20 protein-coding genes are annotated in these 18,045 nt (G+C 64.1%); 10 read left to right on the forward strand and 10 right to left on the reverse strand.

Going from position 1 to position 18,045, the window contains the following annotated elements; all coding sequences use genetic code 11:
* Positions 1 to 69 precede the first annotated feature (69 nt).
* Positions 70 to 609 carry a hypothetical protein gene (locus tag ACU8YE_RS13100; RefSeq protein ID WP_446928892.1) on the forward strand — a complete coding sequence of 180 codons (540 nt, stop codon included), beginning with the start codon at positions 70 to 72 and terminating at the stop codon, positions 607 to 609.
* 4 nt (positions 610 to 613) lie between these two features.
* Here ACU8YE_RS13100 and ACU8YE_RS13105 read toward each other — a convergent pair whose 3' ends face one another.
* On the reverse strand, positions 614 to 1,273 hold the full coding sequence (locus tag ACU8YE_RS13105; RefSeq protein WP_316869653.1) for a cysteine hydrolase family protein: 660 nt from the start codon (positions 1,271 to 1,273) through the stop codon (positions 614 to 616).
* A gap of 134 nt (positions 1,274 to 1,407) precedes the next feature.
* Between ACU8YE_RS13105 and ACU8YE_RS13110 the strand changes: the two genes are divergently transcribed.
* On the forward strand, positions 1,408 to 2,385 hold the full coding sequence (locus ACU8YE_RS13110) for a GlxA family transcriptional regulator (RefSeq protein ID WP_446928893.1): 978 nt from the start codon (positions 1,408 to 1,410) through the stop codon (positions 2,383 to 2,385).
* Between the two features lie 37 nt (positions 2,386 to 2,422).
* Here the strand turns inward: ACU8YE_RS13110 and ACU8YE_RS13115 are convergent, their stop codons facing one another.
* Both ACU8YE_RS13115 and ACU8YE_RS13120 read right to left on the reverse strand, forming a co-directional pair.
* Positions 2,423 to 2,605, reverse strand: coding sequence for a glycine zipper 2TM domain-containing protein (locus ACU8YE_RS13115; protein WP_092972145.1), 183 nt, complete (start codon positions 2,603 to 2,605; stop codon positions 2,423 to 2,425).
* Between the two features lie 72 nt (positions 2,606 to 2,677).
* Positions 2,678 to 3,238: a YggT family protein gene (locus tag ACU8YE_RS13120; RefSeq protein ID WP_024978452.1), complete on the reverse strand. Its 561-nt coding sequence runs from the start codon at positions 3,236 to 3,238 to the stop codon at positions 2,678 to 2,680.
* Between the two features lie 177 nt (positions 3,239 to 3,415).
* On the opposite strand from ACU8YE_RS13120, the gene ACU8YE_RS13125 reads away from it, so the two are divergent.
* On the forward strand, positions 3,416 to 3,979 hold the full coding sequence (locus tag ACU8YE_RS13125; protein ID WP_433867828.1) for a YbhB/YbcL family Raf kinase inhibitor-like protein: 564 nt from the start codon (positions 3,416 to 3,418) through the stop codon (positions 3,977 to 3,979).
* Positions 3,980 to 3,999: 20 nt separating this feature from the next.
* Here ACU8YE_RS13125 and ACU8YE_RS13130 read toward each other — a convergent pair whose 3' ends face one another.
* Genes ACU8YE_RS13130 through ACU8YE_RS13150 form a run of 5 tightly spaced genes read right to left on the reverse strand, consistent with a single transcriptional unit; the run spans position 4,000 to position 8,022 of the window.
* A complete protein-coding gene (locus ACU8YE_RS13130; RefSeq protein ID WP_446928894.1) occupies positions 4,000 to 4,293 on the reverse strand; it encodes a DUF971 domain-containing protein in 294 nt (97 codons plus the stop codon).
* Positions 4,280 to 5,239: a HEAT repeat domain-containing protein gene (locus ACU8YE_RS13135; protein ID WP_446928895.1), complete on the reverse strand. Its 960-nt coding sequence runs from the start codon at positions 5,237 to 5,239 to the stop codon at positions 4,280 to 4,282. The genes ACU8YE_RS13130 and ACU8YE_RS13135 overlap by 14 nt, the downstream gene beginning before the upstream one ends.
* Positions 5,240 to 5,246: 7 nt before the next feature.
* Complete coding sequence (locus tag ACU8YE_RS13140) at positions 5,247 to 5,513, reverse strand: 4Fe-4S dicluster domain-containing protein (RefSeq protein WP_232040204.1); 267 nt, start codon at positions 5,511 to 5,513, stop codon at positions 5,247 to 5,249.
* Between the two features lie 2 nt (positions 5,514 to 5,515).
* On the reverse strand, positions 5,516 to 7,240 hold the full coding sequence (locus ACU8YE_RS13145) for a fumarate reductase/succinate dehydrogenase flavoprotein subunit (protein WP_446928896.1): 1,725 nt from the start codon (positions 7,238 to 7,240) through the stop codon (positions 5,516 to 5,518).
* Positions 7,237 to 8,022: a GntR family transcriptional regulator gene (locus ACU8YE_RS13150; RefSeq protein WP_446928897.1), complete on the reverse strand. Its 786-nt coding sequence runs from the start codon at positions 8,020 to 8,022 to the stop codon at positions 7,237 to 7,239. The genes ACU8YE_RS13145 and ACU8YE_RS13150 overlap by 4 nt, the downstream gene beginning before the upstream one ends.
* A gap of 393 nt (positions 8,023 to 8,415) precedes the next feature.
* Between ACU8YE_RS13150 and ACU8YE_RS13155 the strand changes: the two genes are divergently transcribed.
* The 7 genes from ACU8YE_RS13155 to ACU8YE_RS13185 all read left to right on the forward strand — a co-directional run bounded on the left by ACU8YE_RS13155 (position 8,416) and on the right by ACU8YE_RS13185 (position 16,959).
* On the forward strand, positions 8,416 to 9,405 hold the full coding sequence (locus ACU8YE_RS13155) for an ABC transporter substrate-binding protein (protein WP_232039901.1): 990 nt from the start codon (positions 8,416 to 8,418) through the stop codon (positions 9,403 to 9,405).
* Positions 9,406 to 9,523: 118 nt separating this feature from the next.
* Positions 9,524 to 11,113 (forward strand): sugar ABC transporter ATP-binding protein, encoded by a 1,590-nt coding sequence (locus tag ACU8YE_RS13160; protein ID WP_414561793.1) that lies wholly within the window; start codon positions 9,524 to 9,526, stop codon positions 11,111 to 11,113.
* On the forward strand, positions 11,110 to 12,159 hold the full coding sequence (locus ACU8YE_RS13165) for an ABC transporter permease (protein ID WP_232039899.1): 1,050 nt from the start codon (positions 11,110 to 11,112) through the stop codon (positions 12,157 to 12,159). Before ACU8YE_RS13160 ends, ACU8YE_RS13165 begins: the two co-directional genes overlap by 4 nt.
* Complete coding sequence (gene yjfF, locus ACU8YE_RS13170) at positions 12,156 to 13,229, forward strand: galactofuranose ABC transporter, permease protein YjfF (RefSeq protein ID WP_232039898.1); 1,074 nt, start codon at positions 12,156 to 12,158, stop codon at positions 13,227 to 13,229. Before ACU8YE_RS13165 ends, yjfF begins: the two co-directional genes overlap by 4 nt.
* Positions 13,230 to 13,454: 225 nt before the next feature.
* Positions 13,455 to 15,029, forward strand: a complete 1,575-nt coding sequence (locus tag ACU8YE_RS13175) for a methyl-accepting chemotaxis protein (RefSeq protein ID WP_446928898.1) — start codon at positions 13,455 to 13,457, stop codon at positions 15,027 to 15,029.
* A 109-nt stretch (positions 15,030 to 15,138) separates the two neighbouring features.
* On the forward strand, positions 15,139 to 16,113 hold the full coding sequence (locus ACU8YE_RS13180) for a helix-turn-helix domain-containing GNAT family N-acetyltransferase (RefSeq protein ID WP_446928899.1): 975 nt from the start codon (positions 15,139 to 15,141) through the stop codon (positions 16,111 to 16,113).
* 36 nt (positions 16,114 to 16,149) lie between these two features.
* A complete protein-coding gene (locus ACU8YE_RS13185; RefSeq protein WP_440477218.1) occupies positions 16,150 to 16,959 on the forward strand; it encodes an arylamine N-acetyltransferase in 810 nt (269 codons plus the stop codon).
* A 151-nt stretch (positions 16,960 to 17,110) separates the two neighbouring features.
* On the opposite strand, the gene ACU8YE_RS13190 is transcribed toward ACU8YE_RS13185, so the two are convergent.
* Together ACU8YE_RS13190 and ACU8YE_RS13195 are read right to left on the reverse strand one after the other, a co-directional pair.
* Positions 17,111 to 17,392, reverse strand: coding sequence for a hypothetical protein (locus ACU8YE_RS13190; RefSeq protein ID WP_446928900.1), 282 nt, complete (start codon positions 17,390 to 17,392; stop codon positions 17,111 to 17,113).
* Between the two features lie 544 nt (positions 17,393 to 17,936).
* A partial coding sequence (locus tag ACU8YE_RS13195; RefSeq protein ID WP_322018241.1) for an IS3 family transposase occupies positions 17,937 to 18,045 on the reverse strand: 109 nt, incomplete at its 5' end.

Consider the following 18,045-nt stretch of genomic DNA (forward strand, 5'->3'; position numbering starts at 1 on the left):
CGGTTTCACGATTCTGCAAACAACCCGCCCTATGTTGGGCCGATCTTCGGGGGAGGATAGGGGGCTGCCATGCAGGGGTTATCTGCACGATTCGAAAAGACAGACGCGGGGCGGCGGGAAATCGCCACGCGCAGCGGCGCGCTCAGCCGCTCAAGCCGCGCGTTGCTCATCATGGTGGACGGGCAAGTCACGGGCGAGGACCTTGCCGTGCGTGCCGGTCAGCTCGGCCTGGAGGCACAGGCCGTGTTCGAGCTGATGCAGGCTGGGTTCATTCAGAGCGCAACCGATGTTGCCGGCGAGCCAGTTTTCGTTCAGGTGGCCGAGCCGCAGCCCGAGGCACCCGAGGCGCGTGCCCCCGCCGCACCAGCGCGCAAGCGTTCGCTGGCGGCGGCGCGCATGTATCTGATGGACATTGCGGCACGCACGTTCAGCTCGGCCGAGCATCCGGTCCGCCAGCGCCTGGTCCAGGCCACCGACCGCGCCTCCGTGGAAAGCGCGTTCGATGCGTTGCTGGCGGCGCTGCGCGAAGCCACATCGGCGTCGATGGTGGAGCAGGTGGAAGTGTCGTTTCGCGGGTTTCTGCCGGCCGAAGAGGGCGTGGCCGGCTGATCTGTCAGGCTGCCCGTTGCGCCACGTCATCCTTGAGCAACCCCCGCGCCCGCTGATTCGACTTATAGATGTTGTCGCGCACGGGCACCGCGCCGGTTTTCACGCTGTGCACCCATTCCTGGGTCGACATCACCGCCGCAAAGCGCGATTGCAGCACCACGCTGAACACGCGGTGGATCTCTTCCGCACTCGCAAAGCCTGCCTGGTTCTGATACGGCACGGCGCCTGATGCATCGTGCAGAAACTCCACCGCCGTGCCGTTGTGCAGGGCATGGTTGATGGTCGACGCATCGCAGTTGTGTGTCATGTAGCCGACCACCGTGAGCGTATCGATGCCGCGTGCTTCCAGCCATTGCGCCAGGTCCGTCTCCGGATAGGCGCTCGGCAGCAGCTTGCGCAGATAGTGATCACGCGGGCGAGATGCCACCACCGGGTGCAGTTGCCAGCCATCGGTGTCGATGGCAAACAGCGGCGAGCTGGCGGGCGACGTTTGCTGCACGACGATCACCGGAATGCCCGCCTCGCGTGCGGCATCCATGGCGGCACCAACGTTGGCCACCGTCTGCTGCGGGTCCGGATACTCGATCGGCAGGCCGCCGGTGAAATATTCGTTCTGCACATCGATGACGATCAGGGCGCGCTTCGGGGCGTGGTTCGTGGTCATGGCTGACTCCTCAAGGTCGGTTGGATCGGGCATTTGCGTGAGCCCGTGGACAGCATCTTGGCGGATGGCTATCCTTCCCGACAGTGGCCCGGAAGACGTTTATCGAAAGAATCGGGCCAAAGCGCGGAGCCTGTATGAAACCCCAGCATCCACGGGAAATCGCCGTTCTCGCCTTCAATGACATCAGCCCGTTTCACCTGTCCGTTCCATGTCTTGTGTTTGAAGACCGCATCTGGGCGGGGCTGCCGTCCTACAACCTGCGGATCTGTGCCGGCGAACCCGCCAGAAAGGGCGGCCTGCGGACCACGGCCGGGTTTGCCGTGCAGACCGATCTCACGCTCGAAGACGCAGCCCACGCCGACGTGCTGATCATGCCGTCTTGGCGCGACACGAAAGAGCGCCCCCCGGCGGCCATGGTGAATGCGGTGCGCGACGCCTACGCGCGCGGCGCCACGGTGGTCGGCCTGTGCCTGGGCGCGTTTGTGCTGGCCGAAGCTGGCGTGCTCGACGGCCATGAAGCGACCACGCATTGGAGTGCTGCCGATGCGTTTTCGCAGCGCTACCCGCGCGTGAAGCTTTTGCCTGACGTGCTGTATCTGGACGCTGCCGACGGCCGTCTGGTGACATCTGCAGGCACGGCCGCCGGGCTGGACTGCTGCCTGCATCTGGTCCGCCGTTGGCATGGCGCGGAGGTGGCCAACCGCATCGCACGGCGCCTTGTGGTTGCGCCGCATAGGCAGGGCGGCCAGGCGCAGTACATCCAGCAACCGTTGCACGACGCGCCCGGCGGTGATCGCCTGTCGGATCTGTTGAACTGGACGGTGGCTAACCTCGCGGAGCCACATTCGCTCGATTCGCTGGCCGAGCGTGCGGCCATGAGCCGGCGCAATTTCACGCGGCGCTTTCGTGAGCTGACGGGCACCACCGTCGGCCAATGGTTGCTGGGGCAGCGTCTGGCCTATGCGCAGCGCATGCTGGAGACCACGCGCCAGCCGGTCGAAGCGATTGCGCAACTGGCGGGATTCGGCAGTGCGGTATCGCTGCGGCAGCATTTCAGCCGGACCTATCACACATCGCCCAGTGCCTACCGCGCCATGTTTGCGCAAGCCTAAAAAAAAAAGCGGCTGGTCAGCCGCTGTGGTGTTTTGTTTACTTGCTCAGCTCGTGGCCGATGACGGCGCCTGCTGCGGCACCCCCGATCGTTCCGGCCGTGCTATGCGTGAGTTCGTGGCCGGCCACACCGCCTGCCACTGCACCACCTGCCGTACACGCGGTGAGCGTCGGCGCCAGCACGGCAATTGCGCACACCAGCGCTGTTTTCCATGCGTTCATGATGTCCTCCTGAGTCGCCGGCCAGATGCCGCGGCCGGCATATCCCTCAGTCGAGCAAGCCCCGTGCCGCGCTCACATGAACAATGGCGAGAGCGACAGATGCGACAGCGCGATCACGATCACCTGCGCAATCACCAGCAGGATCAGCGGAGACAGATCCAGCCGCCCGCCCAGCGGGGGCACTACGCGGCGGATCGGGCGCAACAGCGGGTCGACCAGCGTGTTGAGCACCGCGCCCATGGGCGATGCCGGCCCCATCCATGACAGGACGGCCGAAGCAATGGTCACCCACACCAGCACGTTGAACGCCCACTTGAGCACCGTAAAGAGCGCTGCCACAAAGCCCATCGGCACGAGCGCCATCGGGCTCACGCCCACCGATGCCAGCAGCAGGAACAGATACACAAGCGCCGTGGCATAAGCCGCCACCAGCGACGACCAATCGATGTAGCCCGTGGCCGGAATCACCCGGCGCAGCGGGTGCACCAGCCAGCCGGTCAACTGGAAGATGGCCTGCGACAGCGGATTGCGCGGCGACAGCCGCACCGCTTGCGTCCAGGCGCGCAACAGCAGTGCGGCGCCAAAGAGCGAGAAGATCGTGTCGAGCAGAAAACGCGTGATATCGCCGAACATGCGTCCGGTTCTCCTATGGTCAGGTCTGGCAAAAGCGCGCGGCAAACGCGCGTGCTGGGGCGCGGTATTGTCGCACGGCAATCTGACGGGGATCTGTGCGCCGGTGTCTCTGCGCAGGCGCGGCGCATTCGCGTATTGTGATGCCCGTTCGCCGTCTTTCCTGCCAGGAGACCTGCCTTGAAGCCAACCCTGTTTCGCGCGTTGTTGTCGCTGGCGTGCCTGTCTGCCGTGCCGCACGTGTATGCACAGGCCGATACCACGTTCACCGTCGAATCGCCTGCCTTTGCCGACAACGGCGTCATGGACCGCAAATACGCCGGCAAGAACCCGGCCAACGCCAACTGCACGGGCGAGAACGTCTCGCCGCCGCTGCACTGGTCCAACGTGCCGGCCGGCACCAACAGCCTCGTGCTGATCGCCACCGACCCGCAGGGCGCCGGTGGCCTGGGCGTGAACCACTGGATGGTCTATGGCATTCCCGCTACGCAGACGAGCCTGCCGGAAGGTGCCGGCACCGGCGGTGCCTTGCGCATGGGCCAGAACGCCATCGGCAAGCCAGCGTACCTTGGGCCGTGTCCGCCCAAGGGCACGGGCATGCACCACTACGTCTTTGTGCTGATCGCCACCGATCTGGCGCCGGACGCGCTGCCCAATGGGCTTACGCGCGCTGAACTGGATGCGGCAATCAAGGGGCACAGCAAAGGCGCCGCCGCCTGGATTGGCCGGTTCGGCAACTTCTGATGGATGCGAGGCCGCCAAGGTCAGGCAGTTGCGGCAGTTGCGGCCAACTCCGCCAGATATGCCCACGGATAGATGCCGCGCGCATGCCCATCGCTGAACACCAGTTGCACGCCGTAACCAGCGGGCTCGACGGCGGTAACGCGCACGGCGGCCGGCACGTTGATCGGCGTGCCGTGATGGCGTTTGAACTGGCACTCCGCGCAGCGGCACGCCCCGCGCAATGCCGCGTGGTGGAGTGCGACAACGGCATCTGCCCAGTGCAGCCACAGCCGGCCTTGTGCGATGTCGTTGTCGATGCGCTCAGGCGGCAGCACGGGCGCTCTCGATCTGTGTCAATGCGATCCGCACGGCCTTGACGACCTCCGGATCGCTGTCGGTTTCTGCGCTGTGCAGCGCGGGCAGGGCAACGGCTTCGCCGATTTCGCCCAGGGCGAGCGCGGCTTCCTTGCGCAGATTACTGATCGGGTGCGTGAGCAACGCGGCGAGCACGTTAACAGCATGCGCAGCACGCCAACGGCCGAGCGCGCGGGCTGCATGCAGGCGGACTTGCCAATACGCATCGGCCAGCACTTCGACCAACGCCTGCGTGACATGCGCATCGGGAGCGAGCGCCCGCAGCTTGCCGAGCGTGTTGGCGCTCTCCTCACGCACGCGCCAGGCGGTGTCGTGCAGCGCATCGAGCAGCGCGGGCAGCACGGCGGCATCGGTCGCAAGGCCGAGCGCGCCGACTGCGGCACGGCGCACGTCGCCATCCGCGTCATGACGTGCGCGTTCCGCCAGCGCAGGCAATGCGCCCACATGCTTGCGCCAGCCGAGCACTGCAACGGCCTCGCGGCGCACGGCGGCGTCGGCGTCTTGCAGAGCGTGCAGTGCGGGCGCTTCGCTTGCAGGCACGCGCAACTCACGCAGCCCGCGCAACGCAGCGGCGCGTACAAAGGCGCTTGCGTGTTCCACGTAAGGCAGCAGCGCGGGTGCCGAGTCGGGCGATTTCAAATCCGCGATGCCGATTGCCGCGGCCTCACGCACGGTGCCATCCACGTCTTCCAACGCGCGGGCGAGTGCGGCTACCGTAACCGGCTGTTCCCACGTCGCCAGGATGCGCGCGGCTTCCAGGCGGACTTCCGGCGAGGGGTCCTGCGCAAGTAGCGTGATCACATCGGGAAGGGCGTCGGCATCCTCTTCATCTGCAAGCTGGAGGAGGGCGATGCGGCGGGTGGCGGCGTCTGCGTCGTGCAGGCGCGCCAGGAGGGTTGTCGTCATTGCCACCTCAACGCAGCAGATACGGGATGTCGACCTTCACCGCGCCGGTCGGGCAGTCCTGCTCGCAGGGCATGCAGTACCAGCATTCGTCGAATTGCATGAAGGCCTTGCCCTTGGTCAGGTCGATGGCGAGCAGGTCGAGCGGGCAGACGTCGACGCACACGGTGCAGCCCTTGTCGGCAATGCACTTGGCTTCGTCGATGGTGACGGGCGCGCTGCTGCGCGAGGCGATGTCGTGCGGCGTATGGGTGAAATGAACGGTCGTCTGTTGCATGGTCATGCAGCCTTCGGAATGCGCATGTGCGCGTAGGAATCGGTGCCAAGCGCATCGACAGGGATGACGTACGGTTCAACAGCCTGCTTGCGGCTGGCCATGGCGCCATGTGCGTCCTTGTATAAGCGCGTGTGGCAGAACCAGTTGGCGTCGTCGCGTTCGGGATAGTCCACGCGATGGTGATACAGGCCCCAGCGGCTCTCTGTGCGGAAGAGCGAGGCGCGCGCGGCCATCTCGGCGCAATCGCGGATGAAGCTGACTTCCATTGCGCGCATCAGCTCGTGCGGGTTGCGCGCGTGCAGGTGCGTGATGTCTTCGGCAATCTCGTCGAAGCGGCGCAGGCCGATTTCCATCTTGCGCGTGACCTTGGGCGGCTGCAGGTAATCGTTCACCATGCGGCGCAGTTTGTATTCCACCTGCGCGGGGGCCAGACCGTGGTCGCGTTGCAGCGGCGCAAAGATGCGCGCATGTTCGCGTTTGATCTGTCCGCCATCGGGGCGGACGCTGCCTTGCCGGCCGGCGATGTAGTCCGCCGCGTTCTGCCCCGCAAACCAGCCGTACGTGAATGCGCCGAGCATGTAGTTGTGCGGCACGGCGGCCATGTCGCCCGCCGCGTAAAGGCCTGGCACGGTCGTTTCCGCGCGCGCATTCACATACACGCCAGACGCGCTGTGCCCGCTGCAGAAGCCGATTTCCGAGATGTGCATCTCTACCATCTGCGTGCGGTAATCGGTGCCGCGCCCGGCATGGAAGCGGCCACGGCTGGGGCGCTCGTTGGTGTGCAGGATGGTCTCGATGGTCTGGATGGTTTCTTCGGCCAGGTGGTCGAGCTTGAGAAACACCGGTCCCTTGCCGCCCTGCAGTTCCTGATAGAACTCCCACATCATCTGGCCACTCCAGTAGTCGCACTGGATGAAGCGTTCACCGCGCGCGTTGGCTGTGTAGCCGCCCAGCGGGCCGGTCACATACGCGCAGGCGGGGCCGTTGTAATCCTTGATGAGTGGGTTGATCTGGAAGCATTCCAGATTGGAAAGCTCCGCGCCCGCGTGATACGCCATCGCATAGCCATCGCCGGCGTTGGTGGGGTTCTCGTACGTGCCCATCAGATAGCCGGAAGCCGGCAGGCCAAGCCGCCCGGCGGCGCCGCAGCTCAGCACCACGGCCTTTGCGCGCACCACGAGGAAATCCGCCGTGCGGCAATCGAAGCCGAGCACGCCGCAGGCCGCGCCATCGGCATCCGTCAGCACACGCGTGACGACGATGCGGTTCGTGATCTCCACCCGGGCACGCTTGAGCTGCCGATACAGCACCTTCTTGATGTCGTGCCCCTCGGGCATCGGCAGCACGTAGCTTCCCATGTGATGGACTTTCTTGACGGCGTAGTCGCCCGTTTCGTCCTTCTCGAACTTCACGCCCCAGCGGTCGAGCTGTTCGATGGTGGCAAAGCTGTGCTGTGCATACGCGTACACGGCCGATTGATCGACGATGCCATCGTTGGCCAGCGTGATCTCGCGCGTGTATTGCTCCGGCGTGGCATGCCCGGGAATGATCGCATTGTTCAGCCCGTCCATGCCCATCGAGATGGCGCCGCTTCGCTTCACATGCGCCTTGTCGATCAACAGCACACGCAGTGCGGGGTTGCGCTCTTTTGCCTTGATGGCTGCCATCGGGCCGGCCGTGCCGCCGCCCACGACGACGAGGTCGTAGTCCAGTTCCAACGTGTTCATACAGTGCCTTGCAGGGGAAGGATGGATTGCGCACGCGCCGCCACCTGCCGATCCAGCCGGAGCCGGTACTGGAAGGCGTCGCCGCGAAAATAGAGGCGCTCAAAGTCGATGGGCGTACCTTGTGCGTCATGCGTCAGGCGTTCCACGCGCAGCAGTGCCGCGCCTGCGCCTGTGTCGAGCGCCGTGGCTGTGGCGTGATCGGCCGATGCCGCATCGATGGCCAGCGTCGCATGGCCCAGCGCCACGCCCGCGTCCTGCTCCAGCACAAGAAACACATCGCGCGTGACGAGGTCCGCCCGGCCAACGATGCTGCCCAGCGCTCCCGGCAGCCACGTCACTTCAAGGGAAACTGGCAACTGGTCCAGCAACCGCACGCGATGCAACTCCGTGACGGCCGTACCGGGCGCCAGTTGCAATGCCTGCGCCACATCGGTCGGTGCGGGGACGGTCCGCAACTTCAGCACGCGATTGCGAATGGCGTGACCTTGTGCCGACATCGCCTCGGCAAAGCCCTGCAGTGCCGTCACGTTCTGAAAGGCCTTCGGCTGGCTCACAAACGTGCCTTTTCCGTGGCGGCGGAAGATCAGCCCTTCGTTCTGCAGATCGGCCAGTGCCTGACGCACGGTGATGCGGCTGGCGTTGAACTGCTCGCCCAGCGCCGCTTCCGAAGGCAGCAGCGAGGCCGGCGCGTAGTGGCCGCTGAGAATGCCCTCGCGCAGCGTGCCCTTGATGCGCTCATAGAGCGGCGGAGCCGGTTGGCGGTGCAGATTGAGAGTCGTCATCGGGCGCGGAACTCGTCATAACAAGTGCGCCCAGTCTAAGAAGCAGCCGCATTCAGAGGAACGAAGCTTTTTCGATATGCATGCTCGGTTTTTGGCATGCGCCACCGCCACAGTTCTGGCTGAATGGGCCGCACGGGTGCCGTCACCTTGCGCGATTTTGGTGCGCTGCACGATGCGCAAACGTGTCTCTGATATCAAAACGGATATCACTTGACCCCCAAAAAAACATTAGACGGTCATGTCAGGCTGTCAATACCATGGCTCACCACGAATCACCGGCAAGGGAAGACGGGCGCCACATGCCGGGTTTGACTCGTGTACCGCGTTGCAAAGACGACGTGCGCAGCCCCGGGGGCAGTTTCCGGCTGCGTTCCACCATAACGGAGACAAACGATGGAAAAAACGAGCGCTGCGAGCGCCAGACGGACCGTGTTGACCTTCCTGGCCGCAGCCGGTGTGCTGCTGGCCACGGGCTTGACCACAGCGGCTCACGCGGCTGACAAGTCGTTCACCATGGGCTTTGCCCAGGTAGGCGCAGAGAGCGAATGGCGCACCGCCAATTCGGAATCCATCAAATCGACGGCCAAGGCGCAGGGCGTGAACCTCAAGTTCTCCGACGCGCAGCAGAAGCAGGAAAACCAGATCAAGGCGATCCGCTCGTACATCGCGCAGAAGGTCGACATCATTGCGTTCTCGCCGGTGGTGGAATCTGGTTGGGACACCGTGCTGCAAGAGGCCAAGGCCGCCAAGATTCCGGTCATCCTCACCGACCGCGGTATCGACAGCAAGGACCCCTCGCTCTACACCACGTTCATCGGTTCGGATTTCGTCGAGGAAGGCCGCAAGGCGGGCCGCTGGCTGCTGGAAAACGTCAAGCCCAAGGGCGGCGACGTGAACATCGTCGAGCTGCAAGGCACCGTGGGCTCCGCGCCCGCCATCGACCGCAAGCGCGGGTTTGAAGAAATCATCAAGGCCGACCCGCACTACAAGATCATCCGTTCGCAAACGGGCGACTTCACCCGCGCCAAGGGCAAGGAAGTGATGGAAGCCTTCCTCAAGGCCGAGGGCAAGAAGATCAACGTGCTGTTCGCGCACAACGACGACATGGCCATCGGCGCCATCCAGGCCATTGAAGAGGCCGGGCTCAAGCCGGGCAAGGACATCACCATCATTTCCATTGACGGCGTGAAGGGCGCGTTTGAAGCCATGATGGCCGGCAAGCTGAACGTGACGGTGGAATGCAGCCCGCTGCTCGGGCCGCAACTGATGGATACCGCGCGCGCCGTGCTGGCGGGCAAGACCGTGCCCAAGCGCATCGTCACCAAGGAAGGCATCTTCCCGATGGACGTGGCGGCCAAGGAGTTCCCGAACCGCAAGTACTGAGTACTGCGTATTGCGTACTCAATTGCGTTCGCAAGCCCTTAGCTGAAGTGGAGCATGCCGGCAGCGCGAGTTACGGTGACTTGCCCTGCCGGCTGCGCCACGTTAACAGGTGACACCCATGTCGGATCACGTTGATCAACCCGCCGCGACAGATGCACGCGGCGCGCTGCTGCACATGCGCGGCATCTGCAAGAATTTTCCCGGCGTGCAGGCGCTGGCCGGGGTCGATTTCCGCTTGTTGCCCGGTGAGGTGCATGCGCTGATGGGGCAGAACGGCGCCGGCAAGTCGACGCTCATCAAGGTGCTGACTGGTGTTGAAGCGCCCGATGCCGGCGAGATCGTCCTCGGCGGTCAGCCCATCGCTCCAGGCTCTCCGCTGGAGGCACAAAAGCTCGGTATCAGCACGGTGTATCAGGAGGTCAACCTCTGCCCGAACCTGACCGTGGCGGAGAACATCCACATCGGCCGCTTTCCCATGCGGCTGGGCAGCATCGACTGGCGCGCCACCAACCGGGCGGCGCAGGCGCTGCTTGCTGATCTGAACATCCACATCGACGTGACGCTGCCGCTGTCGCTGTATCCGGTGGCCATTCAGCAGATGGTGGCGATTGCACGCGCGCTCTCCACCGAAGCCCGCATCCTGATCCTGGACGAGCCCACCTCGAGCCTGGACGACGATGAAGTGGCCAGGCTGTTCGCAGCCATCCGCACGCTCAAGGCACGCGGCATGGCCGTGCTGTTCGTCACGCATTTTCTGGAGCAGACGTACGCGATTGCTGACCGCATTACCGTGCTGCGCAACGGCCGGCTGGAAGGCGAATACGCCGCGCGCGATCTGCCGCAACTGCAACTGATCAACAAGATGGTCGGGCGCGACATTGATGCGAGCCGCTTCGAGCGCACCGAGGTGCCGGCCGTGGATGACACTGCGCCCGCATTCCTCAGCGCGCGCGGCATGGGCCGCCGTGGCGTCGTGCAGCCGCTCGATCTGGATGTTCGCCCCGGGCAGGTGCTGGGCCTGGGCGGCCTGCTGGGCTCGGGCCGTACCGAGACCGCGCGGCTGCTGTTCGGTGTCGACCGCAACGACGCGGGCTCGATCAACGTGCAGGGCCAGTCGCACCAGTTCAGCTCGCCGCGTGACGCCATCCGCCAGGGCATCGGCTTCTGCCCGGAAGACCGCAAGACCGAAGGCATCATTGCGGAGCTGTCGATTCGCGAAAACATCATCCTCGCGCTGCAGGCCAAGCGTGGGCTGTTCCGCTATCTGCCTAAGAAGCGCCAGCGCGAGATTGCCGACCAGTACATCGCCCAGCTCGGCATCAAAACGCCCGACGCTGAAAAGCCCATCGGCCAACTCTCGGGCGGTAACCAGCAGAAGGCCGTGCTCGCGCGCTGGCTGGCGACCGACCCCGCCATGCTGATCCTGGATGAGCCCACGCGCGGCATCGACATTGCCGCCAAGCTCGACATCATGGACCTGGTGACCGCGCAGTGCCGCAAGGGCATGGCCATCCTGTTCATCTCCAGCGAGCTACCGGAGGTGCTGCGCGTAAGCCATCGGCTGGCCATCCTGCGCGATCGCAAGAAAGTGGGCGAGCTGGCCGGCGCCGATGTGACGGAAGACAACCTGTGCCACGTGATTGCCGGCGGCGACGTGCCCGCGAGCCAGTCCAACACCCAGTCCACCACTACCGGAGGCGCCGCATGAACTCCGCCCGCCTGCGCGCACTCACCAGCCACCGATTGTTCTGGCCGTGCGTGACGCTACTCCTGCTGTGTCTACTCAATGCGTGGTTCAACCCGCATTTCTTTCACCTCGATATTCGCGGCGGGCACCTGTACGGCAGCCTGATCGACATCCTCAACCGCGCGGCGCCGCTGATGCTCGTATCGCTTGGCATGACGCTGGTGATCGCCGTGGGTGGCATCGATATTTCGGTGGGCGCGGTGGTGGCCATTTCCGGCGCCATTGCGGCATCGCTCATCGGCGGCACGCTGGTCGTGCAGAACGGCGTTCCCGTGTATGTGACCAAGGTGCCGCTGCTGCTGGCATTGCTGGCTGCCGTGGGCGCAGCGCTGGTGTGCGGCCTATGGAATGGCCTGCTGGTGGCCGGTGCTGGCATGCAACCCATCATTGCCACGCTGATCCTGATGGTGGCCGGTCGCGGCGTGGCGCAGCTCATCACCGGCGGGCAGATCATCACCGTCTACTACGAGCCGTTCTTCTTCGTGGGCAACGGCTATCTGTTCGGGCTGCCGTTCGGGCTGTACATCGCCGCCGCTGTGCTGGGCCTCTTGCTGCTGTTGATGCATCGCACGGCGCTGGGCCTGTTTATCGAGGCCGTCGGCATCAACCCCGTGGCCGCGCGGCTTGCCGGGCTGAACACCAAGGCGCTGCTGTTTGGCATCTATGCGTTCTGCGGCGCCATGGCCGGCGTTGCCGGGCTCATCATCTGCTCCAACGTCAAGAGCGCGGACGGCAACAACGCCGGGTTGCTGCTGGAGCTTGACGCCATCCTGGCCGTCACGCTGGGTGGCACTTCGCTGGCGGGCGGCAAGTTCAGCCTGTGGGGCAGCGTGATCGGCGCGCTCATCATTCAGACGCTCACCTATGCGATCTACTCCATGGGCGTGCCACCCGAGATCAACCTCGTGGTGAAAGCCGTGGTGGTGTTTGCCGTGTGCCTGGCGCAATCGGAAGCGTTTCGCGGCATGTTCTTTCAACGCCAAGGCCGTGCAGGGGCGCAGTCATGAGAATCAATCCACGGCGCTTGCCGTTCTACGTCACGTTGTTCCTGTTTGCGCTGTTGTTCGGCTTCGGGTCCGTGACTTACACGGGCTTCTTCAGCGTGCAGGTGTTTCTCAATCTGCTGATCGACAACGCGTTCCTGATGGTCGTTGCCATTGGCATGACGTTCGTCATTCTGTCGGGCGGCATCGATCTGTCAGTGGGGGCGGTGGTGGCGCTGACCACCATGATCTCCGCCGCGCTGGTCGAACATCACGGCTGGTCGATTGGCGTGGTGGTGCCGCTCGTGCTGGCTGTCGGGTGCCTGTTCGGCTTGATGATGGGCGTACTGATCCAGGTGTTCCGCATCCAGCCGTTCATCGTCACGCTGGGCGGCATGTTCCTCGCGCGGGGGCTGTGCTACCTCATCAGCATTGATTCGATCAGCATTACCGACCCGATCTACACCACGCTGTCGCAATACAAGATCCAGGTGGGCGGCGGCAACTACGTGTCGCCCAGCGTGGTGATTGCGTTGGTGGTGTTTGCCGCTGCGGCGTGGCTCGCGCATTGCAGCCGCTTCGGGCGTACGGTCTATGCGCTGGGCGGCAATGAACGCTCTGCATTGCTGATGGGCTTGCCGGTGGCGCGCACGCGCATCCTCGTTTATGTGCTCAGCGGTTTCTGCTCGGCATTGGGCGGCGTGCTGGTCACGTTCTACATGCTCTCCGGCTACGGCCTGCACGCGCAGGGCATGGAGCTGGATGCCATTGCCGCCACCGTGGTCGGCGGCACGTTGCTCACCGGCGGTGTGGGGCTCATCAGCGGCAGTGTGGTGGGCGTGCTGTTGCTGGGCGTCATCCAGTCGTTGATCACCTTTGACGGCACACTCAGCTCGTGGTGGGCGCGCATCGCCATTGGGGTGTTGCTGTGCGTGTTCTGCCTCATGCAGCGTTTCCTGGGCCGCGTGCAACGGGGGGCGTCATTGCCGCCGTCCAGCCCGCACAGGCCGGCGCAGCGGTCAAACGAACCGGCCAAGGACACGCCTGCCTCGGCCATGCTCATGCAGTCGCACGCCGTGCCACCGTTCAACTAGGCGCACGCATTCTTCCTGCTCGAAGTCGGCCCGTCGCTCGAGCGGGCCGACCCTCGGATGTCTCCCCTCACGCACTCGAATCCGTAATGCATGCACCGGTGCAGGGCGCGATGTGGGCGCTTTGCCTCACGCACTTAAGGTATTTCGCGGCCTACCGATATGCAGATGTAGAACATGCATAAATCCGGAGCACGTGCCTCCGGATAAACAAGCCGGGGGGAAATCATGCCGTCTATCGTGCATTCGGTGCGCTTCAAGTTGCTCGGGGCGTTTGGTCTGTGTCTGGTGCTGCTGCTGGCCACCGGTGTGTTTGGGGTGCGGGGCATGATGCGCCTGAACGCCAACATCAACGCTGCATATACCAGCAACACGCTGCCCATCGCGCAGCTTGCCGAGCTTCGCAGCAGGCAACTGGATATACGCCTGCAACTGCGGCGCGCGCAGGTTTTCACGGACGATGCAGCGCAGGTCGCGGCGGCCGTGCGCACCGTACGTGCGGATCTGGACAAGATCAACGGCGCGTGGAAGCAGTACTACCCCGCCAGCGTGACGAGCGAACAAGAACGCGATGTCGCCAGCAAGATCAACGACGCCCTGCCGCAATTCAACACCGCAACGAATGAAGCGATTGAGGCTCTGCAAACCGGCCACCACGACGCGGCGGCGCAGATCATCAACCGCCATGCCTCCTCCGGACAGGCCGTGAGCGACCTGCTCACAAAAGACATTGCCGTCAACCTGGAAGAGGCCAAGTCGTCCGTCGACGATAGCGAAGCCACCTACCGCTCTATCTTCAGCATGGCCGTTGTGCTGGTGTGCGCAGGGTTTGCGGTGGGTGTGGGCATGTGCTGGTATCTGCTGCGCGCAATTTCTCGCCCGCTCAGCCGCGCCGTGGACGTTGCCAACCACATTGCCGGTGGGCAATTGGAAAACAACATCGTGATCGACACGCAAGGCGAGTTTGGTGAGTTGCTCGCCGCACTGCGCACGATGGATCGGCAGTTGACCGAGACGGTGCGCGGCATCAAGGTATCGGCCGAATCCGTGACGGTGGCGTCCAAGGAAATTGCGGCAGGCAACATTGATCTGTCTGCCCGCACGGAGCAGCAGGCCGCATCGCTGGAGGAAACCGCGTCGAGCATGACGCAGTTGACTGAGACCGTGAAACAGAACGCCGAGAACGCCGCTCAGGCCGACAGCCTTGCCTCCAGCGCCAGCACCATCGCGCAGGCTGGCAACGAGGCCGTGCAGGCCATGGTCGGCACGATCGACCAGATCAGCACCAGCTCGGGCAAGATTTCCGAGATCACGGGGCTGATTGAAGGCATCGCCTTCCAGACCAACATCCTCGCGTTGAATGCCGCTGTGGAAGCCGCGCGCGCCGGCGAGCAGGGCAGGGGCTTTGCCGTCGTCGCCAGCGAGGTGCGCACGCTTGCGCAACGCTCGGCCTCCGCCGCCAAGGAAATCAAGGGGCTGATTGGCGACTCCGTTGCCGTGGTGCAGGCGGGCTCGCAACAGGCCGCTGCGGTGGGCGAGACCATGAGCGAAGTGAAGGATGCCATCCGCCGCGTGTCGGAGATCGTGGCTGAGATTGCCGCCGCCTCTGCCGAGCAAAGCCGGGGTATCGAGCAGGTCAACCAGGCCGTCACGCAGATGGACGAAGTCACGCAGCAGAACGCCGCGTTGGTCGAGCAGGCCGCAGCGGCAGCGCAATCGCTGGAAGAGCAGGCGACGACGCTGCGCCGCGCGGTGTCGGTATTCCGTCTGTCAGATGGAGCCAGCCGGCCCGCGTTTGCCTGAGCACTGGCGACAAGCCCTTTAGGCGCTGCCCGCCGCAGCACCGCCGCGCCTTGAAAAGGTTGTTTCGTGCAACTATATTGGTTGCGCGAAACAACTAATCGAGGCCGGTATGGACTTCATTGAAGCGCCCACGCAATCACGCGAGCAAACCATCCGCGAGCTGCGGGAGATTTCGCGCAAGCTCGTTCGCGAACTCGGCTTCATGCGCAACACGCTGGCTGAGAGCGACCTGCCGCCGTCTGCCGTGCACGCGATTCTTGAGATTGCCGGCACGCCCGGCATCCAGGCACGCGACCTGGCCGAACGCCTGCGGCTGGACAAATCCAGCACCAGCCGCCAGGTCACCCGGCTCGAATCCGCCGGGCTGGTCGAACGCCGCACCTGCGCCGACGACGCCCGATCTTCCGAGCTGCATCTCACCAAGAGCGGCCAGCAAGTGCGCCGCAAGATCGACGCATTCGCCTCCGATCAGGTCTCCAACGCGCTGCGCCACCTGACCCCGGCGGATCAGCAGCGGCTTGTCGCATCGCTGTCGCAATACGTCAGCGCGCTGGCCGATGACAACGACCACAAGCCCGCGCAAGCGCCCGCCGATGCCGGCCCCCAGATCGTGCAGGGCTACGTGCCCGGCTGCATTGGGGACATCGCCAGCCTGCATGGCCGGTTCTATGCGCAGCACTGGGGCTTTGGCGTGTTCTTCGAGCGCCGCGTCGCCAAGGAACTCGCCGACTTTGCGCAAACCTTGCCCGACGCCAACAAGGCGCTCTGGTTGTGCGTGGAAAACGGCCGCAGCCTTGCATCCCTCGCCATTGACGGAAACTCGGACACGCGCGTTGCACACCTGCGCTGGTTCATCGTGGATGATTCACTGCGCGGCACCGGCATTGGCCGTAAGCTCATGTCGCAAGCCATGCGCTTTGTCGACGAGCGCTTTGACGAGACCTACCTCAATACCTTCAAAGGCTTGGACGCAGCCCGCCACCTGTACGAATCGTTCGGCTTTCAACTCACGCAGGAAGAGGCCGGCACGCAGTGGGGCAGCACCGTAACCGAACAGCAATTCCGCCGCCGCAAACCGGGCTGACGTAGCGTCACCCCCGGGCGCACAAGGAGACAACACGTGACATCGCAACTCAACCTGGACGCCTACTTCAACCGCATCCAATGGGGCGGAAGCACCCGCCCCAGCTACGACACGCTCGCGCAGTTGGTGCACGCGCACATGCGGCACATTCCGTTTGAGAACCTCGACGTGCTGCTCGGGCGCGGCATCCGCATCGACCTGGAAAGCCTGCAGAACAAGCTCGTTCACGCACGCCGCGGTGGCTACTGCTTCGAGCACGCCACCTTGTTTGCAGCCGTGCTGGAGCAGCTTGGCTTTCAGCCGACCCGCCACTCGTCGCGCGTGGTCCTGCTCTTCCCGCGCACGGAGGCACCGCGCACCCACATGTTCCTGACGGTGCCGCTGCCCGAAGGCACCTTCGTCGTCGATCCCGGCTTTGGCTCGCTGGCCCCGCGTGTGCCTGTGCCCCTGGACGGCACGCAAGCCAATATCGACGGCGAGTTGCACTGGATGGTGCGCGACAAAGACCATTGGACACTCCGCGCCCAGGTGCGCAGCGACACGCCCGTCGATGCATGGGTGACCACGCTGGAGCAGGACTACCCGATCGATTTCGAAATGGCGAACCACTACACGAGCACGTATCCGGCATCACCGTTCATGAACCGCATCCTGATGCGCTCGTTGACCGACGAAGGGCGCGTGACGGTGATGAATCGGGACGCCACGATCTGGCGCGGGAATACACCGTACAGGTTCGAACTGGAAGACCGGCGCGCGTTGCGTGGGCTCTTGGCTGAGTACTTTGGGATTGACTTGCCGGAGGTGGAGGGGATGCGGGTGCCGGGCGTGGAGGGGTGGGATTGAAACTGGATCATTGGCATCCGGATTTCCCGCTGCACTGATGGCTTGTTGGAGTCCGTCGTCACCTGCTTAACGGGCTACTGCTCCCTGCGAAAAAATTCGGTCTCCGCTAGCGCCCCCGCCCGTCGCGGGTTCGCTTGTACTGCTGTTTTAGTTATTTCTTCTTGCGGTTCACGCGGTCCAGCACTTGCAGCACTTCCCACCGGTACAGGTCAACTGTCACGCCATCGAGCGTGGTCAGCATGTAGGCCCCAATCGCGTCCATGAACCCGGCCTGGTAATCGAGGGCCTTGTCCTTGACGTGGAACTGATACTGAAAGCGCAGCGTATGGGGCTCGAACTGCCGGTGCATTTTCATGTGCATCTGCGTGCGCCGCAGATAATCCTGCGCGCTCAGGGCGCCTTGTGCATACAGGATCGGGTTGTCGATGCTCATCGGGCACCTCCGGACGGAGGACGTTGCGCGATGCAGGTGGAACAGCAATTTGCGGAGCGATGCCCGCGTGGGATGGGTACGGCTTGGGTCGGTTGATCCATTGTCTTGCCTCTGGTTGAGTGAGGAGCCACCCACCGGTGAGGGTGGGCGGGCACACGACAAGGTCTGCAATACCGATCAAAACAAACCAAAAAATCGGCAGGGCCGAAGCCCTCCCTGCCGGGCCCGGCCCATATAGGCGAACGACGGCACGCAAGGGCCTAACGGCACTCGCGGATTTGTCTTGATTCGGGATTGCAGTCCCGGCTGCGCTTGGTTTGCGCGAGCGGGACAGAGTTTAGGGGTGGCGAGCAGCGGCGGCAAGTTGCGGTTTGTCGCGGCGGCCAAATCGGAGCGCGTTCGTGGAGTCCAGAACGCCGTGCGTCGGGTTCCGAACTCGAATCGCCGAGTTCCGAACCTCAAATGCCGAGCAAAAAGCCTGACACGCCGGGTTCCGAGCCTCAACCGTCGAGTCCAGAACACCAATTGAATCGCCCCGACTTTCCTAGACACCCCCGAGCCGTTGGGAATGACGTTGTTCGAACTCTACCGGTGATAGTCCGTTGGCGCTCGAATGGCGCCGTGTTGGGTTGTAGAACATCTCGATGTAGTTG

The organism is Ralstonia sp. VS2407 (assembly GCF_052950655.1).

Bases quoted from the DNA above. Each gene is read 5' to 3' on its own strand.
- ACU8YE_RS13100 (WP_446928892.1), top strand. From the start codon at position 70: ATGCAGGGGTTATCTGCACGATTCGAAAAGACAGACGCGGGGCGGCGG.
- ACU8YE_RS13105 (WP_316869653.1), bottom strand. From the start codon at position 1,273: ATGACCACGAACCACGCCCCGAAGCGCGCCCTGATCGTCATCGATGTG.
- ACU8YE_RS13110 (WP_446928893.1), top strand. From the start codon at position 1,408: ATGAAACCCCAGCATCCACGGGAAATCGCCGTTCTCGCCTTCAATGAC.
- ACU8YE_RS13115 (WP_092972145.1), bottom strand. From the start codon at position 2,605: ATGAACGCATGGAAAACAGCGCTGGTGTGCGCAATTGCCGTGCTGGCG.
- ACU8YE_RS13120 (WP_024978452.1), bottom strand. From the start codon at position 3,238: ATGTTCGGCGATATCACGCGTTTTCTGCTCGACACGATCTTCTCGCTC.
- ACU8YE_RS13135 (WP_446928895.1), bottom strand. From the start codon at position 5,239: ATGACGACAACCCTCCTGGCGCGCCTGCACGACGCAGACGCCGCCACC.
- ACU8YE_RS13140 (WP_232040204.1), bottom strand. From the start codon at position 5,513: ATGCAACAGACGACCGTTCATTTCACCCATACGCCGCACGACATCGCC.
- ACU8YE_RS13145 (WP_446928896.1), bottom strand. From the start codon at position 7,240: ATGAACACGTTGGAACTGGACTACGACCTCGTCGTCGTGGGCGGCGGC.
- ACU8YE_RS13150 (WP_446928897.1), bottom strand. From the start codon at position 8,022: ATGACGACTCTCAATCTGCACCGCCAACCGGCTCCGCCGCTCTATGAG.
- ACU8YE_RS13155 (WP_232039901.1), top strand. From the start codon at position 8,416: ATGGAAAAAACGAGCGCTGCGAGCGCCAGACGGACCGTGTTGACCTTC.
- ACU8YE_RS13160 (WP_414561793.1), top strand. From the start codon at position 9,524: ATGTCGGATCACGTTGATCAACCCGCCGCGACAGATGCACGCGGCGCG.
- ACU8YE_RS13165 (WP_232039899.1), top strand. From the start codon at position 11,110: ATGAACTCCGCCCGCCTGCGCGCACTCACCAGCCACCGATTGTTCTGG.
- yjfF (WP_232039898.1), top strand. From the start codon at position 12,156: ATGAGAATCAATCCACGGCGCTTGCCGTTCTACGTCACGTTGTTCCTG.
- ACU8YE_RS13175 (WP_446928898.1), top strand. From the start codon at position 13,455: ATGCCGTCTATCGTGCATTCGGTGCGCTTCAAGTTGCTCGGGGCGTTT.
- ACU8YE_RS13180 (WP_446928899.1), top strand. From the start codon at position 15,139: ATGGACTTCATTGAAGCGCCCACGCAATCACGCGAGCAAACCATCCGC.
- ACU8YE_RS13190 (WP_446928900.1), bottom strand. From the start codon at position 17,392: ATGAGCATCGACAACCCGATCCTGTATGCACAAGGCGCCCTGAGCGCG.